21 protein-coding genes are annotated in these 23,176 nt (G+C 64.7%); 10 read left to right on the plus strand and 11 right to left on the minus strand.

What is annotated here, in order from left to right; translation table 11 throughout:
- Positions 1 to 36: 36 nt before the first annotated feature.
- Positions 37 to 579, minus strand: a complete 543-nt coding sequence (locus tag M9H71_RS04210) for a hypothetical protein (RefSeq protein ID WP_455403833.1) — start codon at positions 577 to 579, stop codon at positions 37 to 39.
- Between the two features lie 377 nt (positions 580 to 956).
- Between M9H71_RS04210 and M9H71_RS04215 the strand changes: the two genes are divergently transcribed.
- Positions 957 to 2,708, plus strand: coding sequence for an ATP-binding protein (locus M9H71_RS04215; RefSeq protein WP_455403834.1), 1,752 nt, complete (start codon positions 957 to 959; stop codon positions 2,706 to 2,708).
- Positions 2,709 to 2,779: 71 nt separating this feature from the next.
- On the opposite strand, the gene M9H71_RS04220 is transcribed toward M9H71_RS04215, so the two are convergent.
- Positions 2,780 to 3,403 carry a ParB-like protein gene (locus M9H71_RS04220; protein ID WP_455403835.1) on the minus strand — a complete coding sequence of 208 codons (624 nt, stop codon included), beginning with the start codon at positions 3,401 to 3,403 and terminating at the stop codon, positions 2,780 to 2,782.
- Positions 3,404 to 3,652: 249 nt separating this feature from the next.
- Here M9H71_RS04220 and M9H71_RS04225 point away from each other — a divergent pair, with 249 nt between their 5' ends.
- The 8 genes from M9H71_RS04225 to M9H71_RS04260 all read left to right on the plus strand — a co-directional run bounded on the left by M9H71_RS04225 (position 3,653) and on the right by M9H71_RS04260 (position 11,757).
- Positions 3,653 to 4,006: a hypothetical protein gene (locus tag M9H71_RS04225; RefSeq protein ID WP_455403836.1), complete on the plus strand. Its 354-nt coding sequence runs from the start codon at positions 3,653 to 3,655 to the stop codon at positions 4,004 to 4,006.
- Between the two features lie 169 nt (positions 4,007 to 4,175).
- A complete protein-coding gene (locus M9H71_RS04230; protein WP_455403837.1) occupies positions 4,176 to 4,457 on the plus strand; it encodes an acyl carrier protein in 282 nt (93 codons plus the stop codon).
- 27 nt (positions 4,458 to 4,484) lie between these two features.
- A complete protein-coding gene (locus M9H71_RS04235) occupies positions 4,485 to 4,955 on the plus strand; it encodes a 3-hydroxyacyl-ACP dehydratase FabZ family protein (RefSeq protein ID WP_455403838.1) in 471 nt (156 codons plus the stop codon).
- Positions 4,948 to 6,156 carry a beta-ketoacyl-ACP synthase gene (locus M9H71_RS04240; protein WP_455403839.1) on the plus strand — a complete coding sequence of 403 codons (1,209 nt, stop codon included), beginning with the start codon at positions 4,948 to 4,950 and terminating at the stop codon, positions 6,154 to 6,156. The genes M9H71_RS04235 and M9H71_RS04240 overlap by 8 nt, the downstream gene beginning before the upstream one ends.
- Positions 6,157 to 6,166: 10 nt before the next feature.
- A complete protein-coding gene (locus M9H71_RS04245) occupies positions 6,167 to 7,447 on the plus strand; it encodes a beta-ketoacyl-ACP synthase (RefSeq protein ID WP_455403840.1) in 1,281 nt (426 codons plus the stop codon).
- A 96-nt stretch (positions 7,448 to 7,543) separates the two neighbouring features.
- Entirely contained in the window at positions 7,544 to 8,566 is a 1,023-nt protein-coding gene (locus tag M9H71_RS04250; protein WP_455403841.1) for a zinc-binding dehydrogenase, read from the plus strand.
- Positions 8,566 to 9,498, plus strand: coding sequence for a lipid A biosynthesis lauroyl acyltransferase (locus tag M9H71_RS04255; protein ID WP_455403842.1), 933 nt, complete (start codon positions 8,566 to 8,568; stop codon positions 9,496 to 9,498). Before M9H71_RS04250 ends, M9H71_RS04255 begins: the two co-directional genes overlap by 1 nt.
- A gap of 480 nt (positions 9,499 to 9,978) precedes the next feature.
- The gene (locus M9H71_RS04260) at positions 9,979 to 11,757 is read left to right on the plus strand and encodes a B12-binding domain-containing radical SAM protein (protein WP_455403843.1); all 1,779 of its coding nucleotides are present in this window, start codon (positions 9,979 to 9,981) and stop codon (positions 11,755 to 11,757) included.
- 15 nt (positions 11,758 to 11,772) lie between these two features.
- Here M9H71_RS04260 and M9H71_RS04265 read toward each other — a convergent pair whose 3' ends face one another.
- The 9 genes from M9H71_RS04265 to M9H71_RS04305 form a co-directional block, all read right to left on the minus strand.
- Positions 11,773 to 12,888 (minus strand): polyamine ABC transporter substrate-binding protein, encoded by a 1,116-nt coding sequence (locus M9H71_RS04265; protein ID WP_455403844.1) that lies wholly within the window; start codon positions 12,886 to 12,888, stop codon positions 11,773 to 11,775.
- A gap of 7 nt (positions 12,889 to 12,895) precedes the next feature.
- On the minus strand, positions 12,896 to 14,053 hold the full coding sequence (locus tag M9H71_RS04270; RefSeq protein WP_455403845.1) for an aminotransferase: 1,158 nt from the start codon (positions 14,051 to 14,053) through the stop codon (positions 12,896 to 12,898).
- Between the two features lie 16 nt (positions 14,054 to 14,069).
- Positions 14,070 to 14,396 (minus strand): rhodanese-like domain-containing protein, encoded by a 327-nt coding sequence (locus M9H71_RS04275; RefSeq protein WP_455403963.1) that lies wholly within the window; start codon positions 14,394 to 14,396, stop codon positions 14,070 to 14,072.
- Positions 14,397 to 14,594: 198 nt separating this feature from the next.
- The gene (locus M9H71_RS04280; RefSeq protein ID WP_455403846.1) at positions 14,595 to 16,484 is read right to left on the minus strand and encodes a potassium transporter Kup; all 1,890 of its coding nucleotides are present in this window, start codon (positions 16,482 to 16,484) and stop codon (positions 14,595 to 14,597) included.
- A 222-nt stretch (positions 16,485 to 16,706) separates the two neighbouring features.
- Entirely contained in the window at positions 16,707 to 17,528 is an 822-nt protein-coding gene (locus M9H71_RS04285) for an OmpA/MotB family protein (protein WP_455403847.1), read from the minus strand.
- 29 nt (positions 17,529 to 17,557) lie between these two features.
- Positions 17,558 to 18,331: a motility protein A gene (locus M9H71_RS04290; RefSeq protein WP_114358274.1), complete on the minus strand. Its 774-nt coding sequence runs from the start codon at positions 18,329 to 18,331 to the stop codon at positions 17,558 to 17,560.
- 314 nt (positions 18,332 to 18,645) lie between these two features.
- Positions 18,646 to 19,515: a CDP-diacylglycerol--serine O-phosphatidyltransferase gene (gene pssA / locus M9H71_RS04295; RefSeq protein ID WP_455403848.1), complete on the minus strand. Its 870-nt coding sequence runs from the start codon at positions 19,513 to 19,515 to the stop codon at positions 18,646 to 18,648.
- 74 nt (positions 19,516 to 19,589) lie between these two features.
- The gene (locus M9H71_RS04300) at positions 19,590 to 20,288 is read right to left on the minus strand and encodes a phosphatidylserine decarboxylase (RefSeq protein WP_455403849.1); all 699 of its coding nucleotides are present in this window, start codon (positions 20,286 to 20,288) and stop codon (positions 19,590 to 19,592) included.
- A 49-nt stretch (positions 20,289 to 20,337) separates the two neighbouring features.
- A complete protein-coding gene (locus M9H71_RS04305; RefSeq protein ID WP_455403850.1) occupies positions 20,338 to 22,335 on the minus strand; it encodes an ABCB family ABC transporter ATP-binding protein/permease in 1,998 nt (665 codons plus the stop codon).
- A 194-nt stretch (positions 22,336 to 22,529) separates the two neighbouring features.
- Here M9H71_RS04305 and M9H71_RS04310 point away from each other — a divergent pair, with 194 nt between their 5' ends.
- Complete coding sequence (locus tag M9H71_RS04310) at positions 22,530 to 23,129, plus strand: LOG family protein (RefSeq protein WP_455403964.1); 600 nt, start codon at positions 22,530 to 22,532, stop codon at positions 23,127 to 23,129.
- The last annotated feature ends 47 nt before the right edge of the window (positions 23,130 to 23,176 follow it).

The raw sequence follows: 23,176 nt of genomic DNA on the forward strand, positions 1-23,176 counted from the left end.
CATGCGCATCGTCGTGCAGCGGCAGCGTCCCCTCACCTATGGCAGCAGGTCCCGGCGATAGTGCTCGCGCAGCTCGGCCAGCATGACACCGGAAGCGGTCATGATCGCATGGATGTGCAGCACGAATGCCTCCGGCGGCGAAAAGCCCTTCGCCTGCGCTAGCTGCACCAGCATCTCCGCCGTCCCGGATCGGTCGCCCCCGCCCTCATCGGTACGCAGCGTAGCTAACGGGATCCGCTCGGGCCGCAGGGCCGCCACCACGGCGCCATAAGGCCGGCCGCCGTCGGCAACCGCTTCGCGCATCGGCAACGGCAATCGCTCGGGAATATACCAGTTCTCTGCTTCCGATAGGACGCGCCTCCCCCAATGCAGCCAGACCCGGCGGCGGCGCAGCGTCTCGTCTGCTTGGGGCCGCAGCGGTCCGTGATATCGATCCGCAGCCATCACCTCATCGCCGCGCAGCGTGATCGCGATCGCTTCTGCGTCGCAAGGATGATAGCACCGGCACCAAGCGATCAGCGCCGCTGTCGCGGTGTCGTGATCTCTCATGACTCTCAGAAACTCGTCGACGCTGGTCACCAACTCGGCCCGGATGTGAACGCTCGTGCGGCGCAAGAGGCGACGGCACGCGTCCGAGTATCGGTCTCCAGCGGTGATTCCACCATTGATCCATCCTCCAATGCGGCATCGCGTCCTCTCGCCAAGGCCGAATGTGATGATTGGCGCATCTTGTCATCGTCAACAGCGCGTTAATCCAGATCGCGCGAGTGTCATTCAAATGGCGCACATCGGCGTCGGCGGTTACCCCGCCAGAGGCCTCGACAGCCCACCAACGCACGAGACCCAACCTATCAAGGGCTGACGCGACGGCGCTCACTTAACAGTTTGTCCAGCAACGCTGCCCATAGTCGCCCGCAACATTCGATCGTTCATCCGGCATTCGTGAGTTGCGAGACATGGCAGAAGCTGTTGCTCAAGCGTCGTTCGGCAAGGTCATCTCGGTGCGCGGCTCCGGCGCGCGCGTCGGGCTGCTGCCGTCGAGCCGGCTGGTGCCGTCTGCCGTCCGCGCCACCGTGGGCCGCTTCATCAGCATCCGCACCGCGAGTTCCACCATCATTGCGATCATCACGGAGGTCTCCAGCGAAAACCTCGCCGATACCGACGAGCACATCGCGGTTGCGTCGGTCGATCTGCTCGGCGAGATTCTGCCCGGTCCACTGCGCCCCAAGTTCCAACGCGGCGTCACCAACTACCCGACCATCGGCGACGCTGTGGAACTGATCTCGAGTCAGGACCTGCGCATCGTCTACGAGCCCAGCGGCTCCGATCAGATCAATGTCGGCACGCTGCAGCAGGACCCCTCGGTCGTCGCCTATGTCGATATCGAAGAGATGCTCTCGAAGCACTTCGCCGTGCTCGGCTCAACCGGCGTCGGCAAATCGACCGACGTATCGCTGCTGCTGAACGAGATCCTGAAATCGCGCCCAGCGCTGCGGATTTTCCTGCTCGACGTTCATAACGAATATGGCCGCAGCTTCGGCGATCGCGCGCTGGTGCTGAACCCGCGCAATCTGAAGCTGCCCTTCTGGCTGTTCAACTTCGAAGAGATCGTCGACGTGCTGTTCGCCGGCCGCCCTGGCGTGGCGGAGGAGCTCGACATTCTCGCCGAGGTGATCCCGATCGCCAAAGGCCTGTACGTACAATACACCAACACCGACCGGCTCGGCTTGAAGCGCGTCGATCCGAAGACGATCGGCTACACGGCGGACACGCCGGTTCCGTATCGGCTCGTCGACTTGATTTCGCTGATCGACGAGCGGATGGGGAAGCTGGAAAACCGCTCCTCGCGCATCATCTACCACAAGCTGATCTCGCGCATCGAGGCCGTGCGCAACGATCCGCGCTACGCCTTCATGTTCGACAACGCCAACGTCGGCGGCGACACCATGGCCGAGGTGATCAGCCACCTGTTCCGCCTGCCCGCCAATGGCAAGCCCATGACCATCATGCAGCTCGCGGGGTTCCCGGCCGAGGTCGTCGACTCGGTGGTGTCGGTGTTGTGCCGCATGGCGTTCGACTTCGGACTGTGGAGCGATGGCGTGTCGCCGCTGCTGTTCGTCTGCGAAGAAGCGCATCGCTACGCAGCCGCTGACCGCAATATCGGCTTCGGGCCGACCCGCAAGGCGGTCGCGCGGATCGCCAAGGAAGGCCGCAAATACGGCGTCTATCTCGGTCTCGTCACCCAGCGTCCGGCCGAACTCGACGCGACCATCCTGTCACAATGCAACACGTTGTTCGCGATGCGGCTCGCCAACGACCGCGACCAGTCACTGCTGCGATCGGCGGTGTCGGACGCCGCCGCCAACCTGCTCTCCTTCGTGCCCTCGCTCGGCACCCGCGAGGTGCTGGCATTTGGCGAAGGCGTGGCGCTGCCGACCAGGCTGCGCTTCAAGGAAGTCCCGGCGCAGCAATTGCCGCGCAGCGAGGCGGCGATTTCGACCATGCCGTCGGCCGCGGCCGGCAACGACATGCACTTCGTCGGCGCCGTGCTGGAGCGCTGGCGCGGCGCCACCTCGCATCGCGACGTGCCGAACGATCCGGGCATCAACGAGCGCCCGCTCGCCCGCACGCTGGACGCTCCGATGCTGCAGCCCTCGCTGGGTCTCGACCCGGACCGGTTCTCGCTGTTGAAGAAGCCGCTGCGCTGAGGCTTCAGAAGTCGGAGCTCTCAGGTAGCCGATAGGTACGGCGGCGCCCGTGCCGAGAATACTCCGGCTACTCAGCCATCCGCAGCCGGTCCGCACCAGCCGGGCAGATAGATCGCGTCTTTGCTCTTGGCGAGCGCAAGGGCCTTTTCGGCCGCGTTCTGAAAATTGGCGGTGACGCTCTTGCGCGACAGCCGTCGACGCAGGAAGTCGGCCCACAGGAATTCGCTGAACGGGGTGGTGTCCTTGGCGTATCCGCCGACGCGACGGAGTTCGCCGGCGAGGCTGCGGAACGGATCGTCCTTCAGGCCTGCGACGGTCTTGGGAATTTCCCGGTAGTGATGCCGTTCGCCTTTGGCGTCGTAAGGATACACCCAGCGCCGGCTGTCGAGCACCACCCAGAACGCATCGCGGTCGACCATGGTGAGATCGGCGATGATCGTCACTAACACCTCCTTGACGCCCTCGTCGTGCAGCGCGCGCGCCAGATGATGATGATCGATGACGTAGTGCTTCTTGCCCGGGCCGAGCACCACCGGAATCATGTGCTGGCCGAGCAGTTCGGCCTGCTTCTTCGACTTGTGCTGGCGCCAGCGCAGCCGCTTCTCCTTCACCTCGCGCATGCCGACCGTCATCTGAGTTGGCCGCAGCGACAGGATCGGGATCGTGTGCAGCACCGGTTCGCGCGGATTGGTCATCGCTGATCTCCTGAAGGCCCCGGTCCGGCCGGACTGTGTCGTCTTGGCCTCCCCTCCAGCAACGTAGCGTGCCGTTGGCAGCCAGGCACGTTCAATTCAAGTAGGCCCGAAAGGCAGTCGGCAGGACAGCCGAGAACAGCGGATCGGGCGGCCACGACATCCGGTCTATTGCGGAGTTTTCCCGGCGTCGTATCCTTACTAGGATGCAAGAGTCGAACCCGTTCCGGGCGACGGCTGGGACCGACAGCGATGAAGAATCAGCGCATCATTACCCTTCCCGACGACCACCGCGTGCTGCAGTTCCGTCCCCGGGATGCAGCGGATTTGCCGTCCGATCCGGATGATGCTCGGCCGTCTGCGACTATTCTGCCGTTCCGCCGAGCCGTCACGCAGGTCGAGCAGATCGAGGAAGTTTCCGTCTCCGACGAGACTCCGGGCGATTTTCGTCACCGCATGCTGACCAACATCGTGGCGCTGGCCCTCACCATCGGGCTAACGGTGACGGGAATCTGGCTCGCCACGAGCATCGCCGATATGCGCCGCACTCAGGACTGCGTGCTGATGGGCCGCCACGACTGCGCGGCAATCGCAGCGCCGCGCTAGACGATTCGCCGAAGCACCCCACCTGCTGCCCAAAACCCGCGCAGTGAGCGGATTTGCCTGCCATTGAACTCAGGCCAACGCTCCGTTATACGGGCAATCGACTGTCACCAGGATGACGGCTGAAGCCGCCGTAAATCGGCCATTTCCGACATAATATCAAAGGCTTAAAATGACTTCCACATTCGATCGGGTGGCCACCATCATCGCGGAAACCTGCGACATTCCGCGTGAAACGATCACCCCGGAGAGCCATGCGATCGACGACCTGGGGATCGACAGCCTCGATTTCCTCGACATCGCATTCGCGATCGACAAAGCGTTCGGTATCAAGCTGCCGCTCGAGAAGTGGACCCAAGAGGTCAACGACGGCAAGGCGACCACCGAGCAGTACTTCGTCCTCGAGAATCTGGCCGCTCGCATCGACGAACTGGTTGCCGCCAAGGGCGCGTAGTGGCGCGGTTCGAAAGCCGCCCACGCCATGAACCTTGAATATTTCCACCTGATCGACCGAATCGCCGAGCTTCGCCTCGCCGACCGCAGCATCACGGTCGAAGCGCGGGTGCCCGAGACCAGCACCATCTTCGAAGGTCACTTCCCCGGCTATCCTTTGATGCCGGGCGTGCTGTTGATCGAGACCATGGCCCAGAGTTCGGGGTGGCTGCTGATCGCGCTGATGCAGTTTCAGCGCATGCCGTTTCTAGCCGCGGTCAAGGAAGCCAAGATGCGCAGCTTCGTGACGCCGGGCGAGACGCTGTCGATCGACGTCTCGGTGGTGCACGAAGGCTCCGGCTTCACTATGACCGAAGCGAAGATCAAGAGCGGCGGCAAGCTGGCGTGCGATGCGACGCTGACCTTCCGCCACGTCCCGTTTCCGCATCCCGATCTGCGCGGGCATATGGAAGCGATGGCGAAGCAAATCGGATTTCCGGAGCAGATGATCCATGGCTGACACCGACACGTCCCGCGCCGAACCGATCGAAGCATGGATCACCGGCATCGGCCTCGCCACCTCGCTGGCCGAAGGGCTCGACGCGCATTGGGATGCGCTCAACGAGCGCCGCATCAACGTCGATACCAAAGGCTTTTCGCCCTATGTGGTGCACCCGCTGGCGCCGCTCAGCTTCGACAAGCAGATCCCCAAGAAGGGTGATCAGCGCCAGATGGAAGCTTGGCAGCGGATCGGCACCTACGCGGCTGGTCTCGCGCTCGATTCCGCAGGCATCAAGGGCAACACTGAAATCCTGTCGCGGATGGACATGATCGTCGCGGCCGGCGGCGGTGAACGTGACCTCGCGGTCGACTCCGCCGTGCTCAACGCCGAGGGCTACGGCACCGTGCCGCCCGGCGCGCTCAACGACCGGCTGATGAACGACCTGCGCCCCACCCTGTTTCTGGCGCAGCTCTCCAACCTGCTCGCCGGCAACATCGCGATCGTGCATGGCGTCACCGGCTCGTCCCGCACCTTCATGGGCGAAGAGGAAGCCGGCGTCGACGCCGCGCGGATCGCGCTGGCGCGGATCGCTGCCGGCCAGAGCGACATCGCGCTGATCGGCGCCGCCCAGAACGGCGAGCGCAAGGACTTGCTGATGCTCTATGAGTTCGGCGACTTCAATCTGAAGGACGACTACGCGCCGGTGTTCGCGCGCGGCCCCAAAGGCGGCTTCGCGCTCGGCTCGGGCGCGGCGTTCCTGGTGATCGAGTCGAAGGCGCATGCCGAAGCGCGCGGCGCCAAGCCCTATGCGCGGCTGAAGAACGTCGTCGCCGACCTGTCGCGCCGCCGCAATGCCGGCGACGTCACTGCCTCGCTGGAGAAGCTGTGGGCGCAGCTCGGCCCCCGCGACGGCTCGGCCGCGATCATCACCGGCGCGACCGGCGCCGAGCCGGTGACCGGCGAAGAAACTGCGTTCCTGCGCAATCATCCGAACGCGCCGGTGCGCGGCACCGCGACGCCGTTCGGCCATGTGATGGAAGCGCAATTCCCGCTTGGTCTGGCGCTGGCGGCGCTGTCGCTCTCGCGCGGCGCGCTGTATCCGCCGAACGACCCGACCGGACTCGAAGTTGAAATGAACAAGACCCCCGACCAGATTGTCGTGATCGGGGCGGGCCACTGGCGCGGCGAAGGCATGGCGCTGGTCGAAGCCGTTCGGTAAGGGGGACGTAATGACCGTGACGCGGGACAAATTCGGCAGGCCGATCGTGGTCGTCACCGGCATGGGCGTGGTCACCTCGCTCGGCGCCGGCAAGACCGACAACTGGACCAAGCTCACCGCCGGGGAATCCGGCATCCGCACCATCACCCGCTTCCCGATCGACGGGCTGAAGAGCACGATGGCCGGCACGGTGGACTTCGTCCCGGTCGAGCCGTTTTCCTCGGTCGTGCTCGGTGAAAAGCTCGCCGACCTCGCCACCGAGGAGGCGATTGCGCAGTCCGGTATCGGCCGCAAGGGTGACTTCCCCGGCCCGCTGTTTCTCGCGGTCGCGCCGGTCGAGCTGGAATGGCTGCCGCGGCAGGAACTGGCGCGCGCCACCGGCGCCAACACCGCGATCGACTACGACGCCCTGCTCCGTGTCAGCGGCGGTGGTGCCTTCACGCAATATCACCATCGTTTTCTGTTCGGCTCGGTCGCCGATCATCTCGCCGATACCTTCGGCACCAAGGGTTCGCCGATCTCGCTGTCGACCGCCTGCGCCTCGGGCGCGAGCGCGATTCAGCTCGGTGTCGAAGCGATCCGGCGCGGTGAAGCGGATGCCGCGCTGTGCGTCGCGACCGACGGCTCGGTCAACGCCGAAGCGCTGATCAGGTTCTCGCTGCTATCGGCGCTGTCGACCCAGAACGATCCGCCGCAGGCGTCCTCGAAGCCTTTCGCCAAGAACCGCGACGGCTTCGTGATGGCCGAAGGCGCCGGCGCGCTGGTGCTGGAGAGCTACGAGTCGGCGGTGGCGCGCGGCGCCGCGATCCTCGGCGTGATCGCCGGCTGCGGCGAACTCGCCGACAACTTCCACCGCACCCGCTCGAGCCCGGACGGCAAGCCGATCATCGGCTGCATCAACAAGACGCTGGCCGACGCCGGCATGAGCGTGGATCAGATCGACTACATCAACGCCCACGGCACTGGCACGCCCGAGAACGACAAGATGGAGTATCTCGGCATCTCCAGCGTGTTCGGCGAACGCGCCTCGTCGCTCCCGGTGTCGTCGAACAAATCGATGGTCGGCCACACGTTGTCCGCCGCCGGCGCGGTCGAAGCGATCTTCTCGCTACTGACGCTGGAGCATCAGCGGATTCCGCCGACCATCAATTACGACGTGCCGGATCCGGCGATCCCGCTCGATGTGGTGCCCAATCAGGCCCGCGACGCCCGCGTCACGACCGTGATGTCGAACTCGTTCGGGTTCGGCGGCCAGAACGCCTCGCTGATCCTGACCCGCGAACCGGCCTGATCGCCTGCGATTCGCAGTTCCGGCAGCCGCGGTTGACGCCGCGGCCGCCAGCGGCGATACGCAGGGCGCAAGCCTCCAACCGTTCGGACGATACCCATGCGCGCGCTCACCCTCGTTGCCGATCGCAATCTCGTGGTCGCCGACCTGCCGTCTCCCCCACCCCCGGCGGCCGGCGAAGTGCAGGTCCGCATCGCCGCGGTGGCGCTGAACCACATCGACGTGTGGGGCTATCGCGGCATGGCCTTCGTCAAGCGCAAGCTGCCGATCGTGGTCGGCGCCGAGGCCTCCGGCACGATCGAAGCGGTCGGTGAAGGCGTCACCGCGTTTAAGCCGGGACAGAAGGTCGTGATGTACGGCGCGCTGACCTGCGGTCACTGCAAGGCGTGCCAGGAAGGTCGCGACAATCTGTGCGAAAACGTCGGCGGGCTGATCGGCTTTCACGTCGACGGCTTCGCACGCGAACTGATGAATATCGCGGCACGTCTGGTGATCCTGGTTCCTGACAATGTCGACCTGCGCGACGCCGCCTGCGCGCCGATCGCGTTCTCGACCGTGCAGCACATGCTGTTCGACAATGCCAAGCTGCAGCCCGGCGAGACCGTGCTGGTGCACGCCGGCGGCTCCGGCATCGGCACCGTCGCAATCATGATGGCGAAGGCGATCGGCTGCACGGTGATCACCACCGTCGGTGACGATTCCAAGATCGAAGGCGTCAAGAAGCTCGGCGCTGATCACGTGATCAACTATCGCAAGGACCGTTTCGAGCACGAGTGCCGCAAGATCACCAAGAAGAAGGGTGTCGACGTGGTGTTCGAACACGTCGGAGCCGACACCTTCAACGGCTCGCTGCTCAGCCTGAAGCGCGGCGGCCGGCTGGTGACCTGCGGCTCGACCTCGGGTCCGACCACCACGATCAACCTGATGCAGCTGTTCCAGCAGCAGTACAAGATCTTCGGCTCGTTCGGCGCGACGATGAAGAACATCGCCGAAAGCCTCGACAAGATGGCTGCCGGGATGCTGCCGGTGATCGACACCGAAGTGCCGCTCGACGATGTCGGTGCGGCGCTGAAGCGGATGGAAAGCCGGCAGGTCTTCGGCAAGATCATCGTCCGGTTCTGATGAAGGTCGCCCTCTATCGCGCCAAGCTGCGCGCCCAGCGCGCGGCCAAGAGCCTCGTCAGCAAGATCGTCGGCCCGGTGGCGATCGGAGCGGTGCATCTGGCGCGGAAGTTCGATCCGGACAAGAGCGCCAGGCTGTTCGGCGCGATCGCCCGCAAGTTCGGCCCATGGCTCCCGGAGCAGCGGATCGGCCGCGACAATCTGACCGCAGCGTTTCCCGAGAAGTCGCCCGAGGAGATCGAAGCGATCCTCTCCGGCGTCTGGGACAATCTAGGGCGCGCCGTAGCCGAATTCGCGCATCTGGATTCGGCGTGGGACTACGACGTCGAGTATCCAGAGCGCAGCCGCATCGAGATCACGCCGCGGTCCCTCGAACTGTTCGAAAAGCTGCGAGACGACGGCAAGCCGGCGCTGATTTTCGCCAGCCACCTCGGTAATTGGGAACTGCCCGCGGTCGCCGCGGTCGCGCACGATCTCGACACCGCAGTGCTGTACCGCCGGCCGAATATCGAAGCCGCCGACCGTATCGTCGAGGAAATCCGTTCGGTGAAGATGGGGCAGCTCGTCGCTGCCGGCTCCAGCGCGCCGTTCAAGCTGGCGAAGGCGCTGCAGGACGGCAAGCACGTCGGCATGCTGATCGATCAGCACTTCACCAAAGGGGTCGACGTCACCTTCTTCGGCCGCACAGCCAAAGCCAATCCGTTGCTGGCCAAGCTGCTGCGGCAGATCGAGTGCCCGCTGCACGGCGCGCGCGTCATCCGCCGGCCCGACGGCCGATTCCGTGCCGAGCTCACCGAAGAGATCGAACCGATCCGCGGCGCCGACGGCCGGATCGACATTCAGGGCACGATGCAGGCCGTCACCTCGGTGGTCGAGAGCTGGATCCGCGAAACGCCCGAGCAATGGCTCTGGCTGCACCGCAGGTGGCGCTAGTCATCCGCATAGTCCGCGCTTAGTACCTTCGGCGCCGTCTGATTGTTCGAGTTCGGCTTAGTTCGTGCATGGTGCGCTCCGTCCTGGGCGTGCCCGGCCCACCAAGCCTGACCGCGACGGCGCCGTTCATTGCCGGAATGTCCGCGCTGACTGATCCGATCTGCTCACATAGTGAAGCTCCCGGACAGCAAAGGAACCGACAGAACCGATATTCCTGCGGCCGGCGGTCAACTTGACCCATCCCGGTATTAACCTCACAGTGGCGCGCGCAAATCACTTTGCGGCCGTCCACCTGGATCGAGGAAATACATGGAACTTCCAAGGCGTGCCCGTGGTGATGAACTCCTGGTTCCCGGCAAGATGGCAAGCTTGCGCGCGCGCCTTCGCCGGCTCTCAGGGCAGCATGACCTGACGAGCGTCATCGTCAGTGCTTTCGATCATCGCACCCGAGTCCTCCCCTTCGTGCTCGCGGATACCCGCATGGCGCCCGGCGGGGTCCGGGCGATCGGATCAGCGCTCGCGGATGTCGGCTTCGACAAGACCCGGATCGTGCTGCAGCAGTGGAACCGGAACTTCAGCCCGCTGCAGATGCGCCTCGACGGCCGCATGCCGGATCTGTTCCTGATCTCCAGCATGCATCTGCATTCGGCCGAATGCGATCGCCTGATCCGGGAGGCCTGCCAGATCGACCCGGACAAGCGGCCCCTGATCATGGTCGGCGGCCCGCGCATCCGTTACGAGCCCTGGCATGTGTTCAATGTCGGCCCGGGCGCGTCCGCGGACGTCGCCGTCAGCGGCGAAGAGTACGTCTTCCTCGAACTGCTGGAAGTGCTGCTGTCGATGCGGGCGGCCGGCGAGTCGATGCGGTCGGTATTCCAGCGCGCCCGCGACGGCGGCGCGCTGGACGAGGTCGCGGGGCTCGTTTATGGCCGCCCCTCGCCGCGCGGCGATCGGATCGAGGAACTGGTAGACACCGGTGTGCAGCGCCTGCTCGGCGATCTCGACGAGCTGCCAGACCCGGTGCACGGCTACAAGCTGCTGGAGCCACCGAGCAACGGCGCCACGCTCGCGAGCCAAGCGCTGCCGGCCAACCGGGTGAAGCGGTACAGTCCGATCTCCAGCATCGTGATGACCGCGGGCTGCAAGTTCCGGTGCTCGTATTGTCCGATCCCGGCCTACAACCAATCGCAGTTCCGCGCCAAGAGCGGCGAGCGCATCGCCGAGGAAATCGGACAGATCGCCAGCACCTTCGGCATCTATCATTTCTTCGGGGCCGACGATAATTTCTTCAACGACACCAAGCGCACCTTGGACATCGCCGGTACGCTGGCGCGCAAGCGGTCGGAACGGCCGTTCTGCAAGGTGCGCCTTGGTACCGAAGTCACCGTGCACGACACCGTCGGGATGCGCGATCATCTGCCGTTGATCCGCGACGCAGGCTTCGCCGCGGTATGGCTCGGCGTCGAGGACATGACCGCAACGCTGGTCAAGAAGGCGCAGGACAAGGACAAGACCCAGCTCGCCTTCCGGCTGCTGCGCGAAAACAACATCCTGCCGATGCCGATGATGATGCACCACGACAGCCAGCCGCTGGTGACGTGGAAATCGAACTACGGCCTGATCAATCAGATCCGGCTGCTGCGGCAATCGGGCTCGATCACCACCCAGGTGATGATGCTGACGCCCGCTCCCGGCTCGAAGTGGTACGAGAACGTGTTCCAGTCCGGCATGGCATTCAGCCGCGCCGGCGATGTCACCGTCGAGCCGCACATCATGGACGGCAACTACGTCGTCGCATCGAAGCATCCTCGGCCCTGGCTCAAGCAGCTCAATCTGCTGATCGCCTACACCTACTTCTTCAACCCGATCCGCTTCCTCAGCGCGCTGGTGTTCTCGAAGTCCGCCGACGTGTTCTCCAGTGCCGAAACCCGGCCCGCCCACGAGGTCGCGCACTTCTCGCCCGCCAAGCGGATGCGGCGGCGAGCCTGGCTGAAATTCCGCGCGCATATCGTCGATGCCGGCGCGCAGATCTACGGCATGATCGGATTGGCCCAGACCTATCGGCGCACCGCCGGATGGGCGTGGCGACTACTGCGCGGCGATATCGAACGGCACGACCGCGCGCCGGTCAGCCCGATCCCGATGCGCGGCGTCGGCGACAAACGGTCGGACCATGCGCTGCCGGGAACGGTCGATCTCAGAGACCTCGAACCGGCCGGCGGTATCGAGCCGCCGGCGCGGAAGGTGGCGAGCCGCTGATTGCTTGCGGGGCGCTCAGCGCCCCGTCTTCACCCGCGTCCACAGCCGGTTGATGCTGCGCTGTGTCGCCGGATCGCGCGCGGTGATGACGAACAGCCGCGCCAGCGTCGCATCGTCCGGATAAACCGCCTTGTCGTTCAGCACCCGCGGGTTGATGAACTCGCGGCTGGCCCTGTTGCCGTTGGCATAGGACAGGAAGTCGGAATTTCGCGCGGCGATGTCCGGCCGATACAAGAAGTTGATCAGTTCATACGCTTCGGCGACGTTCTTGGCGTCGGCAGGGATCGCCAGATTGTCGAAGAACATCTGCGCCCCTTCCTTGGGGATCACATAGCCGATCTCGACGCCGTTATGGGCTTCGGCAGCGCGCGACTGCGCCTGCTTGATGTCACCCGACCATGCCACCACGAGGCAGATTTCGCCGGTCGCCAGCGCGCTCAGATACTCGGAAGAATGGAACTTGCGGACTGACGGCTGCACCTTGCCGACGACTTCGGCGGCCTTTTCGAGGTCGTCCTTGTTGGTCGAATTCGGATCGCGGCCGAGATAGGTCAGCGCCGCCGGCAGGATGTCGTCGGCGGAATCCAGCATATGGACGCCGCACTCCTTGAACTTCGCCAGGTTCTCCGGCTTGAAGATCATCTCCCAACTGTCGATCGCGGCATCGTCGCCGAGAACCCGCTTCACCGCGGCGACGTTGTAGCCGATCCCGGTGGTGCCCCACATGTAGTTGACGGCAAACTGATTGCCGGGATCGTACAGCGCCAGCTTGTCGGTGACGAAGTCCCAGGCGTTTTTGAGATTGGGAAGCTTCGACTTGTCGAGCTTCTGGAACACACCGGCGGTGATCTGCCGCTGCAGGAAATACGCGGTCGGCACCACGACATCGTAGCCGGATTTGCCGGCGAGCAGCTTGGTTTCCAGCGTCTCGTTGGCGTCGAAGGTGTCGTACACCACCTTGATGCCGGTCTCGCGCGTGAAGTCGTCGAGGACGCCCGGTGCGATGTAGTTCGACCAGTTGTAGAAATTGACGGTGCGGTCCTGCGCCGAGCCAGGCAGGATGAGCGACACCGACAACGCGATCCCCGCGCCCAAAGTCAGCAGTCGCCGCCGCATCGTGTCACGCATCATCGAATCCCTATCGCCCGTGAACCGCATCCGACAGGCGCTCGAGGGCAGTGTCGAGCGTCTGGTCCTTTTTGGCGAAACAGAACCGCACCACAGATGTGACCGGCTCTTCCTCGTAGAACGCCGACACCGGAATCGCCGCGACCTTGTAGTCGGTGACGATCCGCTTGCAGAACGCCTCGTCGGTCTCGTTGAGACCGAGCGGCGACAGATCGACGGTGAGGAAATAGGTGCCCTGCGAGCGGATCACCGGAAAGCCTATGCTGGACAGCCCCTGCGCCAGCCGATCGCGGCTGCGGGCGAGATCCTTGCGCATCTGCAGGAAGTAATCGTCGCACTTGCCGAGCCCGTAGGCGACCGCGACCTGCAGGTTCGGCGCGGTGGTGAACGCCAGGAACTGGTGAACCTTGGCGGCGACCCGCAGCAGCTTCGGCGCGGCGCAGACGAAGCCGACCTTCCAGCCGGTGAGCGAGAAGATCTTGCCGGCAGAGCCGATCTTGATGGTCCGATCGCGCATCCCCGGAATCGCGATAAGCGGGATGTGGGTGAGACCGTCGAAGGTGACGTGCTCCCACACCTCGTCGCAGATCGCCACCGTGTCGAACTCCTGGCAGAAGCGCGCCAACAATTCGAGATCCTCGCGGGGATAGACGACCGCAGCCGGGTTGAGCGGATTGTTGAAGACGATCGCCTTAGTCTTGGCGTTGAACACCCGCCGCAGAGATTCCTCGGTGATCCGCCAGTGCGGCGGCTCGAGCCGCACCAGGCGCGGAATGCCGCCGGCCTGCCGGATGATCGGCAGATAGGAGTCGTACACCGGCTGAAACACGATCACTTCGTCGCCGGGCTCGACCACCGACAGGATGGCGCTCGCCAGCGCTTCCGTGGCGCCGGACGTCACCATCACCTCGGTCATCGGATCGAGCTGGACGCCGTGCCAGTGCGCGTAGTGGGTCGAGATCGCCTGGCGCAGCTCCGGCAACCCCATCATCGACGGGTACTGGTTGTAGCCGTTCAGCACCGCGTCGGCGGCGGCGCGGCGGATGTCTTCCGGCCCCGGATCGTCGGGAAAACCCTGCCCCAGATTGATCGCATCGTTGTCGCGCGCGAGCTGCGACATCGCTTCGAATACGGTGACCGGCAGATCGGCGAAGACCTTGTTGCTCATCGGACGGCGGTTCGGATCAGCGACCCGGCTTGGTCGGCAGACCAGCCGCCTTCCAGCCCAGAATGCCGCCGGCGAGGTGCCGGGTATAGGCCAGCCCAGCAGCCTGAGCGGCCATCGAGGCGGTGACCGAGCGCTTGCCGGAGCGGCAGGCAAATACGACCTGCTTGCCTGCCGGATCGGGGATCGCCTTGGGGTCGAAGGTCGACAGCGGAACCACCACGGCGTCGGGATAGGCCTCCACCGCCACTTCGTTCGGCTCACGAACGTCGACCAGCAGGTAGCGCCCATCGGCGATGCCCTTGGCGACGTCCTGCGGTGTCAAATCTTCAACCTGGCCTACCACTCTCAAATCTCCCGCGATCGCACTGCCCGGATCGATGAGCGCAACACCGAGAACGAGGCTCGACCATTGCGGCGCCAGGGTTGCCCCTAGCGCGAGGAAAATCAAGCTCTGCAGCGTCTTGGCGGCCATCTTTGCTGGATAAGCGAACCGCCGCGGAAAATCACCGCCGCTTTGGTCGAAGCCCTCGGCCCGCCCCGGTCAGATGGTGACCTGGGCGCCGACCTCGACGACCCGCCCGGTCGGGATCTGGAAGTAGTCGGTGGCGTCGTTGGCGGACTTCGACAACGCGATGAACAGCTTGGTTTGCCATATCGGCATCGCCGACCGGGCCGCCGGCTTCAGCGATCGGCGCGAGACGAAGAACGAGGTCGACATGATGTCGAACTCCCAGCCGAACTCTCGCGCGAGCACCAGCGCCTTCGGCACATTCGGGCTCTCCATGAAGCCGAACCGCAACCGGACTTTGCTGAACTTGTCGCTGACCCGCTCCAGCCGGATTCGATCCGCGGGATCGACACGCGGCGTGTGGACGGTCTCGATGGTCAGGACGACGTTGTGCTCGTGCAGCACCTTGTTGTGCTTCAGATTGTGCAGCAGCGCAGGCGGAACGAACTCGGCATCGGCGGTCAGAAACACCGCAGTGCCCTTCACGATGTGCGGCGGGTGCTTCTCCAGGCTGACGATCAGATCGTCGAGCGGCACCTCGGCGCGGCGCGCCTTGATCATCAGCACCCCCACGCCGCGTCGCCAGATCCAGATCAACACAGCCAATGACAGACCGAACAGCAGCGGCAGCCAGGCGCCTTCGAGCAGCTTCATCAGATTGGCGCTGAAGAACATCGCATCCACGAGCACGAACGGCACGATCAGCAGCGCCGCAGCCGCCGTGCTCCAATGCCACAGCTTCCAGATCACGACGAAACCCATGATGCCGTCGACCACCATGGTGGTCGACACCGCGATGCCATAGGCGGAGGCCAGTCCGCTGGAGGTCTGGAATACCAGCACCAGCACCAATACGCCGATCAGCAGCATGGCGTTCACGCGCGGCAGATAGATCTGCCCGGCGTGGGTCTCCGACGTGTAGCGCACTTCGAACCGCGGCAGCAGGCCGAGCTGGACCGCCTGGCTGATCAGCGAGAACGCGCCGGTGATCACCGCCTGACTGGCGATCACCGTCGCCGCGGTCGCCAGCAGCGTCAACGGCAATACCATGACGTCCGGCACCATTCGGTAGAACGGATTCTCCAGGGCTGCGGGATGCGCCAGCACCAGCGCGCCCTGGCCGAAATAGTTGATCAACAGCGCCGGCAGCACGAAGCCGAGCCAACCGGTCTGGATCGGGCCACGGCCGAAATGGCCGAGATCGGCGTACAGCGCCTCGCCGCCGGTGACGGCCAGAAACACCGCGCCCAGCGTCACCAGCCCGATGGTACCGTGGCTGGCGAGGAATTGCGCCGCGTACCAAGGGTTGATGGCGGCGAGCACGGTCGGGTCGTCCATGATGTGCATCGCGCCGAGTGCCGCCAGCGCGGAAAACCACACCAGCATCACCGGGCCGAAAGCGCGGGCGACGACGGCGGTGCCGTGGCTCTGCACCGCGAACAACGCCAGCAGGATCACCACCGTCAGCGGCACCACATAGGGCTCGAGCGCGGGAGCTGCGACCTTGAAGCCTTCGACCGCCGACAGCACCGAGATCGCCGGCGTGATCATCGAGTCGCCGATGAACATCGAAGCGCCGATCACGCCGAGCACCAGCAGCACCGTGCTGCGGCGGCCGAGCGCACGCTGGCCGAGCGCCATCAACGACAGCGTCCCGCCCTCGCCGTTGTTATCGGCACGCAGCAGAAGCAGCACGTATTTTGCGGTGACCACGATCAGCAGCGACCACAGGATCAGCGACAGAACGCCGAGCACCAGAACACGGCCGGCCGGACCGCCATGGGTCGCACCGGCGACCGCCTCGCGGAAGGCGTACAGCGGCGAGGTCCCGATGTCGCCGAACACCACCCCGATTCCGCCGAGCGTCAGCGCCCAGAAACCGGTCTTGTCGGGGGCTTCGCTGGTCGCGGTGGCGATGGCCATGGCTGCGGTGAAACGCTCGATTCCGGTCCTGATCCGAACCTCCGCGACCGTCTCTGTGGAGTTTCCGCTCGCACAAGCCACGCCGACCGCCAAGGCACCGACAAAACTAGCGGTGATGTCGTCGCCAACGCAACCACGGCCCATGCGTTCCGACAATGTCGGATGCGGAAGAGATCGGATCGTTTGCGGCGGGCGTCGAGAAAGTGCGCTACAGCCAGCGCGCTACGGCTTCAAGCCCGGCGGCAGCGCCGGACTCTCGCGCATCAACGTGATCGTCACGCGGCGATTGGCGGAAATCGACGGATCTTCGGGAAACAGCGGCTGACTGTCGGCTTTGCCGGTCACCGCGAAAATGTGCGAGCCCGGCAGTCCTTCCCGCTGCAGGATCTGACGTACCGAATTGGCGCGATCCGACGACAGGTCCCAGCCATTGTAGTCGCTGCGCTCCGGCAGCAAGCCGGACGACGTGTGGCCGACGATGCTGACCCGCAGCGGCGTGGCGCGTAGCGGCACCGCGAGCCGCTGCAGCAGCAGCCGCGTTCGCTCGAACGGCACCTTGGAGCCGTCGGCGAACATCGGACGGCCGTCCTGATCCATGATTTCGAGGTTGAGCCCCTGCTTGGTCTCCTCGAACATGATGTTCTTCGACAGCTCGGCGATTTCCGGCATGTTCTGCAGCGCCTGCCGCAGCGACGCCGACGCCATCGCGAACTCGCGATCCTCTTTGGTGTTGATGCCTTCGTCGCGCGTCACCTCGCCGGGCGACGGCTTGGCGGTCGACAGCTCCGGATTGACGTGTTCGGTGTTCTTGACCTTGCCCCGGGTCGGCAGACCGTCGTTCTCGATGATGCCGGAATAGCGCGCATCGCTCTGCACGCCGAACGCCTCGCGCATCGAGCCGGCGACGATCTTCAGCTTCTGAGTATCCTGGGTGGAGAACGCGACCAGCATCACGAAGAACGCGAGAAGCAGCGCCATCAGGTCGGCGAACGTCACGAACCAACCGTGACCGCCGTGCGCCTCCTCGCGTTTCTTCTTGGCCATCGCTCGCTTTCCAAGATGTCCCTAGGCGATCAGGCCGGGACGCTCTCGTTCTCTTCGTGGCGGTGCTTTTCCGGGAGATAGGCGAGCAGCATCTCTCTGACCAGCGTCGGACTCTTGGAGTCGCGGATCATCAGAATGCCGTCGATGATCAGCGTCCGATTGGTCTCCTCGTCAACCAGCTTGCCGTGCAGCTTGTCGGCGATCGGCAGACAGATCAGGTTCGCCACCACCGCGCCGTACAGCGTGGCCAGCAGCGCCACAGCCATGAACGGCCCGAGTTTTGAAGGGTCGGACATGTTGGAGAACATCTGCACCATGCCGAGCAGCGTGCCGATCATGCCGAATGCCGGCGCGCAGTCGCCGATCGCCCGGTAGATCTTGGAGCCCTCGTTGAGGTGCAGCAGAAAATTGTCCCGGTCGCGCTCGAGATTGTCGCGAATGAACTCGATGTCGTAGCCGTCGGCGACGTAGCGGATACCCTTGGCCAGGAACGGATCGTCGGCTTCGACTTTTTCAAGACCGACCGGGCCGGACTTGCGGGCGATCTCGGCGATGTTGGCGAGTTCGTCGACCAGGTCGCGCGCCGACAGATTGCTCATCGTGAAAGCGAATTTCGCGCCGAGCGGAAGGCCGTGCAACATCGCCGAAAGCGGAAACCGGATCAGCGTCGCTGCGAACGAACCACCGAAGATCACGATGACCGCATGGATGTCGTAGAACATCCCGAAATTGCCGCCCATCAGGATGAGCGAAGACACAACCGCGGCGCCCGCGACCAGGCCCAGGAGTGTGGCGAGATCCATCTTGTACTCCGACACGCACAGGCACGCGCCAGCCAGCGCTGGCGGCGGCGCGGCACATTCTGCGCTGCGCGGTCCCACCGTAAGCGGCGTGCCATTAAAGACGCGTAAAGTTAACCGGGGGCTGGCGGGAATGCGGTGCCGCTAACCATCACGAAGCAACAAACTATTCACTTTTTGCCGCCGCCCCTCGGGAATGTCCGAGGTTCAGGCAAGCAGCAAACGGCATCGGTCTGCGAGGGGCCACAGCAACGATCAGAGCCGTGGAGCAGCAAAATTCCGGTCTGCGGGCAGATCGCAAAACCGCGGCAAGCGCCTCAGTTGAGCCGCGCCGGACGGTCGTCGTCGTGCGGAATCGGGTCGGTCACGACCAGCGTCGGCTTCTGGCCGGGCGCATTTCCGGCGGTCTTTTGCGCCGCCGCGGTGCGCTGATGGTCGCGATACGACCGCCAGCCGACCGGCAAGCTGAGCAGATACAGCACCGAGCAGGCCGACAGAATGTGCCACGGGTAGCCGATCAGCAGCGCGATGAACAACACCACCGAAACGAACAGCGGCAGCACCATTTCCGGCGCCACCCGCATCTTCACCGTCTTGCCGGAGAACACCGGCAGCCGCGACACCATCAGAAACGCGATCAGCAGCGTGTAGACCGCGGTCAGTACCGCCGGGGGCGTCGGTGCGCCCAGAAAGCCCATATAGACCGGCAGCAGCACGGTGATCGCGCCGGCTGGCGCCGGCACGCCGGTGAAGAAATTGGCGGCGAAAGCCGGCTTGTTGGGATCGTCCATGGTGGCGTTGAACCGCGCCAGCCGGAGGCCGCCGCTGATCGCGAACACCATCGCGGCGATCCAGCCGACGTTGTTCAGATCGTGAAGCTGCCAGAAATACAGGATCAGGCCCGGCGCGACGCCGAAATTGACGAAATCCGCCAGACTGTCGAGCTCGGCGCCGAACTTCGACTGCCCCTTGATCATCCGGGCGACCCGGCCGTCGATGCCATCGAGCACCGCCGCGAACACGATCGCGGCGACCGCCAGCTCCATCCGCCCCTCGGTCGACAGCCGGATGGCGGTCAGGCCGGCGCAGATCGCCAGTAGGGTGATGACGTTCGGCACCAGCAAACGTACCGGGATCGGCCCGAACCGGCGACGCGGCGTCTCAGGGGAATTCAGATCGAAAGGCATCTGTCTCGCTCTCGTCTCGGAACCACCATCCTGCGCGGCCATCATGGCAACCTTCGGGCCGACCCGTGCCGATGTTAATCGGTCCGGTAGGTCCGTCCAGTGTCGTTGCCCTTGAGGTCGGCCAGCACCGTCTCGCCGGCGATCGCGGTCTGCCCTTCGGCAACCAGCGGTTTGGTGCCCTCGGGCAGATAGACGTCGAGCCGCGAGCCGAACCGGATCAGGCCGAAGCGCTCGCCGGCGACCAGAGGCTGGCCCTCACGGACGAACGACACGATCCGCCGCGCGATCAGGCCGGCGATCTGGATCACGCCGATCTGGCCGTGCTCGGTCGACAGCACCATCGAGCTTCGTTCGTTGTCTTCGCTCGCCTTGTCGAGCTCCGCATTCACGAACTTGCCGGGCGAATACACGATCCGCTCGATCCGGCCGGCCACCGGGCTGCGATTCACATGGCAGTTGAACACGCTCATGAAAATCGAGACCCGCGGCAGCGGATTGGCACCAAGGCCCAACTCGGGCGGCGGAATGATGTCGACCACCATCGACACCCGGCCGTCGGCCGGTGATACCACCAGCCCTTCGCGGACCGGCGTGGTGCGCGGCGGATTGCGGAAGAAATAGGCGCACCAGATCGTCAGCACGGTGCCGATCCAGCCGAGCGGCGACCAGATCCAGAACAGGATCAGCGTCGCCAGCGCAAAGCCGCCGACGAACGGATAGCCCTCCCGATGAATCGGCGGGATCTGGGCGCGGACGGAATTGACGATGGACATCGGGAGTCCCCTAACTTCGAAAGCCTATTGCAGGGCGCTGCAACAACGATTACTCCGCCGCCGCCGAAGTTGCCAGATCATCGTCGGGCTTGGCCTGCCTGGCGGGCGCATCGGAAGCAAGATCCGACGCGTCCTGTTGACGAATCGGCGGTTCCTCTTCGCCCATCAGCGCCAGCCGCTCACGCGCCTCTTCGGCCTCGCGCTGCCTGTTCCACATGCTGGCGTAGAGCCCCCCGGCCGCAAGCAACTGCGCATGGGTGCCGCGTTCGGCGATCAGGCCCTGCGCCAGCACGATGATCTCGTCAGCCCCGACGATGGTCGACAGCCGGTGTGCGATCACCAGCGAGGTGCGGTTTTGTGCCACACGCTCCAGCGCGCCCTGAATCTCGTGCTCGGTGTGGCTGTCGAGCGCCGACGTCGCTTCGTCCAGCACCAGAATCGGCGGCGCTTTGAGAACCGTTCGCGCAATGGCGACGCGTTGCTTCTCGCCGCCGGAGAGCTTCAGGCCCCGCTCGCCGACCTCGGTCTCGTAGCCTCTCGGGGAGGCCTTGATGAAGGCGTCGATCTGCGCGGTCTTGGCCGCCTCCTCCACCTCGGCATCGGTCGCGTCCCAGCGGCCGTAGCGGATGTTGTAGCGGATAGTGTCGTTGAACAGCACGGTATCCTGCGGCACCATTCCGATCGCCGAGCGCAGCGACGTCTGGGTGACGTGCCGGATGTCCTGGCCGTCGATCAGGATCCGGCCGCTGGAGACGTCGTACAGCCGGAACAGGAGCCGCGAGATCGTCGACTTGCCGGCGCCCGAAGGACCGACGATCGCCACCGTCTTACCGGCGGGGACTTCGAAGCTGAGCCCTTTCAGGATCGGCCGCGACGGATCATAGGCGAACCGCACGTCCTCGAACCGGACGGTGCCGGCGCTGACCACCAGCGGCTTGGCGCCGGCGCGATCCTCGACCTCCGGCTTGCGCGACAGCACCGCGAACATCTTCTCGATGTCGATGATCGCCTGCTTGATCTCGCGATACACCATGCCCATGAAGTTCAGCGGCTGATAGAGCTGAATCATCATCGCGTTGATCATCACGAAATCGCCGACCGTGTTGGTGCCGTTGCGCACGCCGGAGGCGCACATCAGCATCGTCGCGGTCAGGCCGAAGGTGAAGACCACCGCCTGCCCGGCATTGAGAACCGCCAGCGAGGTATAGGTCGAAACGCTGGCCTCTTCGTAGCGCTGCATCGACTTGTCGTAGCGCTTCGCCTCGCGCTCCTCGGCGCCGAAATACTTCACCGTCTCGTAGTTCAGCAGCGAGTCGATCGCCTTCTGGTTGGCGTCGCTGTCGGAATCGTTCATGCGGCGGCGGATGCCGATCCGCCATTCGGTCGCCTTGTAGGTGTACAGCATATAGAACACCACGGTGACCATCACGGCCGCGACGTAGCGCCAGTCGAACTGCCACAGCAGCACCGCCATCACCAGCGACAGCTCGATGATGGTCGGCACCAGTTGCAGGATCACCATCCTGACGATCACTTCGATGCCGAGCCGGCCGCGCTCCAGCACCCGCGTCAGGCCGCCGGTCTTGCGCTCGAGATGAAACCGCAGCGACAGGTCGTGCATGTGCACGAACGTGCGATACGCCAGCTTGCGCACCGCGTGCATCGCCACCTTGGCGAACACGCCGTCGCGCCATTGCGTCAGCACAGCCATCAGCGCGCGGATCAGGCCGTAGCTCGCGGTCAGCGCCAGCGGCGACGCGATCAGCCACAGCGTCCAGTTCGACGGCTCGAACGGTGCGGTGTCGGCCCCGGTCAGCGCGTCGGTCGCCCATTTGAAGGTGAACGGCACGACCAGCGTGGCCGCCTTGGCGGCGATCAGCAGCACGATCGCCCACACTACCCGCATCTTCAGGTCGGCCCGGTCTCCGGGCCAGATGTACGGCCACAGATGCACGAGCGTGCCGCCGAGCGTCGCCTTCTGCGCGGTCGCGTCTTCCGGAATCGCGACGGGAGAGCCGCTGCTCGAATGCGAGTGAGGGTGAGCCATCAACAGGTGCCTGAGAGAGTCCGTGGGCCGAAACCGACCTCGCGATCGAAATCGCACGCCGGGTTGGTCTTCATATAGTGTTTCACCTTCGCCGTGCACCCTGAGGCGAGGATTCTTTGCGTCATAACGACTGTTGCAGGGGCATGGCAGCGCCTGTCTTGACGCTGTCATCCCGCGGTGCCACATCCGCCACCATGAGCGAGATCAAGACTGTCTGCGTCTATTGCGGCTCCGGAGCTGGGAGTAATCCGCTTTTCCTCGAAGCAGCCACTGCGTTCGGCAAGGAACTCGCCGACAACGGCATTGGCTTAGTGTACGGCGGCGGGGCTGTCGGGCTGATGGGCGCGGTGGCCAACGCGGTGCTCGACCATGGCGGCGCGGTCACCGGGATCATTCCGGGCTTTCTCAGCGCCAAGGAGATTGCGCTCAGCCGCGTCTCCGAGCTGATCGTCACCGAGGACATGCACGAGCGCAAGCGGCTGATGTTCGAGCGCTCCGACGCCTTCGTCGCGCTCCCGGGCGGGATCGGCACGCTCGAAGAACTCGTCGAACAGATGACCTGGCAGCAGCTCGGCCGTCACACCAAGCCGATCCTGATCGCCGACATCGACGGCTTCTGGCAGCCGCTGCTCGAATTGCTGTCGCACATGCGCGCCACCGCCTTCATCCGCCCCACCCTCGCGGTCGAGGTGCTGAGGGCCGAGAAGGTCGCGGACATCCTGCCGAAGCTGCGGGCCGCTGCCGCTCCTGTGTCCGAGCGGGCGATGCCTCCAGAGATTGCCGAGCGGCTGTGAGCGCCTGCGCAGCATCTCGCTGTTGAGAGGCTGCTGACCATATCGGC

It is taken from the genome of Rhodopseudomonas parapalustris (genome assembly GCF_053772255.1).

Excerpts from the sequence above, each read along its gene's own strand:
- M9H71_RS04215 (WP_455403834.1), top strand. The coding sequence starts at position 957 with ATGGCAGAAGCTGTTGCTCAAGCGTCGTTCGGCAAGGTCATCTCGGTG.
- M9H71_RS04220 (WP_455403835.1), bottom strand. The coding sequence starts at position 3,403 with ATGACCAATCCGCGCGAACCGGTGCTGCACACGATCCCGATCCTGTCG.
- M9H71_RS04225 (WP_455403836.1), top strand. The coding sequence starts at position 3,653 with ATGAAGAATCAGCGCATCATTACCCTTCCCGACGACCACCGCGTGCTG.
- M9H71_RS04230 (WP_455403837.1), top strand. The coding sequence starts at position 4,176 with ATGACTTCCACATTCGATCGGGTGGCCACCATCATCGCGGAAACCTGC.
- M9H71_RS04235 (WP_455403838.1), top strand. The coding sequence starts at position 4,485 with ATGAACCTTGAATATTTCCACCTGATCGACCGAATCGCCGAGCTTCGC.
- M9H71_RS04240 (WP_455403839.1), top strand. The coding sequence starts at position 4,948 with ATGGCTGACACCGACACGTCCCGCGCCGAACCGATCGAAGCATGGATC.
- M9H71_RS04245 (WP_455403840.1), top strand. The coding sequence starts at position 6,167 with ATGACCGTGACGCGGGACAAATTCGGCAGGCCGATCGTGGTCGTCACC.
- M9H71_RS04250 (WP_455403841.1), top strand. The coding sequence starts at position 7,544 with ATGCGCGCGCTCACCCTCGTTGCCGATCGCAATCTCGTGGTCGCCGAC.
- M9H71_RS04255 (WP_455403842.1), top strand. The coding sequence starts at position 8,566 with ATGAAGGTCGCCCTCTATCGCGCCAAGCTGCGCGCCCAGCGCGCGGCC.
- M9H71_RS04260 (WP_455403843.1), top strand. The coding sequence starts at position 9,979 with ATGGCGCCCGGCGGGGTCCGGGCGATCGGATCAGCGCTCGCGGATGTC.
- M9H71_RS04265 (WP_455403844.1), bottom strand. The coding sequence starts at position 12,888 with ATGATGCGTGACACGATGCGGCGGCGACTGCTGACTTTGGGCGCGGGG.
- M9H71_RS04270 (WP_455403845.1), bottom strand. The coding sequence starts at position 14,053 with ATGAGCAACAAGGTCTTCGCCGATCTGCCGGTCACCGTATTCGAAGCG.
- M9H71_RS04280 (WP_455403846.1), bottom strand. The coding sequence starts at position 16,484 with ATGGCCATCGCCACCGCGACCAGCGAAGCCCCCGACAAGACCGGTTTC.
- M9H71_RS04285 (WP_455403847.1), bottom strand. The coding sequence starts at position 17,528 with ATGGCCAAGAAGAAACGCGAGGAGGCGCACGGCGGTCACGGTTGGTTC.
- M9H71_RS04290 (WP_114358274.1), bottom strand. The coding sequence starts at position 18,331 with ATGGATCTCGCCACACTCCTGGGCCTGGTCGCGGGCGCCGCGGTTGTG.
- pssA (WP_455403848.1), bottom strand. The coding sequence starts at position 19,515 with ATGCCTTTCGATCTGAATTCCCCTGAGACGCCGCGTCGCCGGTTCGGG.
- M9H71_RS04300 (WP_455403849.1), bottom strand. The coding sequence starts at position 20,288 with ATGTCCATCGTCAATTCCGTCCGCGCCCAGATCCCGCCGATTCATCGG.
- M9H71_RS04305 (WP_455403850.1), bottom strand. The coding sequence starts at position 22,335 with ATGGCTCACCCTCACTCGCATTCGAGCAGCGGCTCTCCCGTCGCGATT.
- M9H71_RS04310 (WP_455403964.1), top strand. The coding sequence starts at position 22,530 with ATGAGCGAGATCAAGACTGTCTGCGTCTATTGCGGCTCCGGAGCTGGG.